The organism is Christensenella sp. (assembly GCF_034927525.1).
Classification (GTDB): Bacteria; Bacillota; Clostridia; order Christensenellales; family Christensenellaceae; genus Christensenella.
The window spans coordinates 1-3,340 of sequence record NZ_JAYFPU010000190.1 but is presented as its reverse complement, the minus strand read 5'-3'; the positions used below and the strand labels follow the sequence as shown (position 1 = coordinate 3,340).

The following is a 3,340-nucleotide window of genomic DNA, read 5'->3' as shown; positions in this document are numbered from 1 at the left end:
TTTTGATAACCTGCAAAGAGGGGACCTGATCTTCTATACGAACAATGCAGGCAACAGGGTAGGACATGTTGGCATCGTCATTGGAGACGGTATGATGATCGACGCATCTTCTGCGAACGGAAAGGTGATCAAGCGCACTTATGATTCCTCCTATTGGCGCAGTCATTTTGTATGCGGACGCCGTCCGTGGTAGGCGTATGAAAAAGTGTAAGATTAATTTTGGAAAAACCGGAACATTTCGAGCGGATGTTACGTCTTAATTACAAAATGGTAAATAAGCGGGAAGAATTATGACATGCAGGCAATGCAAAAACTTGATCAATGAATATTTTGACGGCAATATCCGCGTTAAGAGCGAGATCATGTCGCATATTGCTTCGTGTCCCCGTTGTGAGAAATATTATCGACAGATGTTGAAGATCGACCGGCAGCTAAAACGCAGGGTCGACCAGCCTATACCGGAAGAATTCCATTACGCGTGGAGAAATGCGGTCCAGAGACAACCACGAAAGAAAAAATTTCAATATAAATTCCTGATACCAGCGCTTGCGGGCGCTTTGTGTTGCGTATTTGTAATTACGGCTTTTGCTACGGGCGGGTTCACAATCCATTCACAAAACAATGTTATGCTGAGCGGAGCACAGGCAAATGCGGAATCAGGCGCGGTTGTCCCGGAAGCGGCGCAAGAGCCGACAATGCAGGATACAGGCGAAGAAGCTACGCCGCAGGAAGAACAGGACGCGGAAGCGGCAATGGATTCAGAGCTGACGGAAAGCACGACGGATTCTCCAGCCAGTGATATAGCCAAAGCGGAAAGTGCGCCGTCATCAACCGCGCCGCCGCAGACGGGAAGCGGGAAAGCATATTCTTCGATGATGGAAGCCGCTCCTGAAAAAGTGCAGGCGGGAAGTACGTTTGACAGACAGACGTTTGTACAAAAGATAAATGAGCTGGGGGTCGTGATGCAGGAGAAGGAAACCAGTGTCTTGTTAAAAGACGATGGTACCGGCAAAATAGACCAGTTATTGAAGGAATTTGGACTGAGCCGCAAAAACAGCGGAATAGACGTTGAAGTAGTTTTCGCATAAGTCGTTCTTCGAAAGGGTATGGATGATGCAGAGCAAAGAATATGAAAGCAAGCTCCGTTATATGATTCTCACGATGCCGGAAGTGATCGGTCAGGCGCCGGGAATCAAGATATTCGGGAGGACGCTTCGGTCTTTCATTTTTACGACAGACACATCGCTTATCAAGAACACAGACGCAGACGCAGTGATGGCGGTGTATCCTTTTCCGCCGCAACCGGCGATTAACCAGGCAATTTTGCAAACGGCAAATATTCCGGTGATGTGCAGCGTTGGCGGTGGAGAGATTGCGGATGACAGGGTGCTGCATATGGCGATGGAGGCCGAATGGAGCGGCGCGTTTGGGGCTGTTTTGAATCCGGTCGCGGACAATGAGCTTGTAGCAAAGCTAAAAAAGCGTATCGATATCCCGACGGTAGTGACGGTGGTATCTGAACGTGAGGATGTTGAAAGAAGGATCGAAAGCGGAGCCGATATACTGAACGTTTCGGGGGCGGATAACACGTGTAGGATTATCGAACAGATCCGCAATAAATATCCTTATATCCCCATCATTGCGACGGGCGGGCCGACGGATGAGACGATCCGCGAAACGATTGAGTGCGGTGCGGATGCGATCACGTATACGCCGCCGTCCAATGCGGAGTTGTTCCGCATGACGATGCAGGTATACAGGGAAAAATTGTAAGAAAAAAGCTCCGGTTATCCGGAGCTTTTTGTTTGTGGTTGATTTATGATCCGCTGGTGAATTGTCCTGTTGCGATACCGTATATGACAAATACCGCGAGGAAGACGACCAGACCGATCAGCCAAAACTTTACGAACACGCGCGTCGAAAGGCCGAGCTTGCGTTCTACCGCACGCTGCGTCAGCATAACTACGGCAAAGACGATTACGAACATATATTGCAAAAGGACGTTATCTGAGCCGGAGCCGAACGTGATACAAAGCCATATTGCACCGCCAGCGAGAATGCCCAAAATAGCCTGAATGATATTGATCGTTTTCTGAGAAAACTTGGAAACATGCGTGATGACGGGAAGGGTGTCTTCTTCATCTTCTTCCGTTTCCTCGGTGTTTTCTATTTCCGTTTCTTTGGCTTCCTCTTGTACTGTCAGTTCAGTTTCAGGTTCTTCCGCCGCTTCTTCCTGCTCCGGAACATCCTGATCCTGCAATTTTTCGTTATCTGCTTCGCTCATGAAATACATACCTCACAATTTCTTTTTTAATAGCGACATCAATCATTATATATAATATTGCAAAAAAGCACAAGATTTTCCATGCAACAATAAAAAAGATTTCCTTTTTGAGCGGTTATCTGGTACACTAAGACTATACATATCCACTCTAATTTTGAATTTTAAGACTTCACATAAATATTACATTTGGAGGTCTGGTTATATGAAAGAATACAATCCACAGGACATCTTGAACATAGCTGTTGTCGGGCACGGCGGTGAAGGAAAGACTACGCTTACAGAAGCGATGCTTTTTGATTCCGGCGCGACCGAACGCATGGGCAGAGTTGAAGACGGAAATACCGTAACAGACTATGACAGCGAAGAGACCAAGCGGCATATTTCAATCGGTATGGGTCTTGCGCCTGTTGAGTGGAAAGATAAGAAAATTAACCTGATCGATGTTCCGGGTTATTTTGATTTTGAGGGCGAGGCAATTGCGGCATACGGTCTTGCAGACTCTGCGATGATCGTTCTAGGGCCAAACGGTATTGTTCCGGTGGGGGCACAAAAGGCGTATGATTATTGTGTGAAGCACAATATCCCGCGTATGTTTGTGGTCAACCAGATTGATAAAGAAAATACGGATCTTACAAAAACGGTCGGCGCGCTGGGAACAAAATACGGTGCGGCGGTAACGGCGGTACAGCTGCCGATCATGAATAACGGCGTATTTGAAGGCGTTGTCGATCTGATTGAAATGAAAGCATATCTTTTTGACGGAAAATCTGTAAAAGATGCTGATATTCCTGCGGGGCTTGCTGATGAAGCAACTGCGCTGCGTGAGACGCTGGTGGAAAATGCTGCCGGAAACGACGAAACTTTGATGGAAAAGTTCTTTGATGGACAGGAATTATCCAAAGAAGATATTTTGGCTGGATTGAAGGCCGGTGTGCTGCAGGGAACGGTCGCGCCTGTTTTCGTTACGGCGGCGGCAAGCGATCTGGGGGCAGGGGTATTGATGGACGGTCTGCTTAAGCTGATGCCAATGGCTGCCGACATTGCACCCATCCACGC

General features: G+C 47.6%; 5 protein-coding genes. 4 read left to right on the top strand and 1 reads right to left on the bottom strand.

The window, feature by feature from the left end; genetic code table 11:
- From VB081_RS07800 to VB081_RS07790, 3 genes are all read left to right on the top strand, one after another.
- Positions 1–193, top strand: a 193-nt coding sequence (locus VB081_RS07800) for a C40 family peptidase (RefSeq protein ID WP_323400259.1), incomplete at its 5' end; no start/stop codon positions are given.
- A gap of 97 nt (positions 194–290) precedes the next feature.
- Complete coding sequence (locus tag VB081_RS07795) at positions 291–1,088, top strand: hypothetical protein (protein ID WP_323400258.1); 798 nt, start codon at positions 291–293, stop codon at positions 1,086–1,088.
- Positions 1,089–1,110: 22 nt separating this feature from the next.
- Positions 1,111–1,773: a hydrolase gene (locus VB081_RS07790; RefSeq protein WP_323400257.1), complete on the top strand. Its 663-nt coding sequence runs from the start codon at positions 1,111–1,113 to the stop codon at positions 1,771–1,773.
- Positions 1,774–1,816: 43 nt separating this feature from the next.
- Here VB081_RS07790 and VB081_RS07785 read toward each other — a convergent pair whose 3' ends face one another.
- Positions 1,817–2,284 carry a hypothetical protein gene (locus tag VB081_RS07785; protein WP_323400256.1) on the bottom strand — a complete coding sequence of 156 codons (468 nt, stop codon included), beginning with the start codon at positions 2,282–2,284 and terminating at the stop codon, positions 1,817–1,819.
- A gap of 202 nt (positions 2,285–2,486) precedes the next feature.
- On the opposite strand from VB081_RS07785, the gene VB081_RS07780 reads away from it, so the two are divergent.
- On the top strand, positions 2,487–3,340 hold an 854-nt coding region (locus VB081_RS07780; protein ID WP_323400255.1), incomplete at its 3' end, for a GTP-binding protein.

Coding starts and splice junctions, on each gene's coding strand:
- VB081_RS07795 (WP_323400258.1), top strand. CDS start 291: ATGACATGCAGGCAATGCAAAAACTTGATCAATGAATATTTTGACGGC.
- VB081_RS07790 (WP_323400257.1), top strand. CDS start 1,111: ATGATGCAGAGCAAAGAATATGAAAGCAAGCTCCGTTATATGATTCTC.
- VB081_RS07785 (WP_323400256.1), bottom strand. CDS start 2,284: ATGAGCGAAGCAGATAACGAAAAATTGCAGGATCAGGATGTTCCGGAG.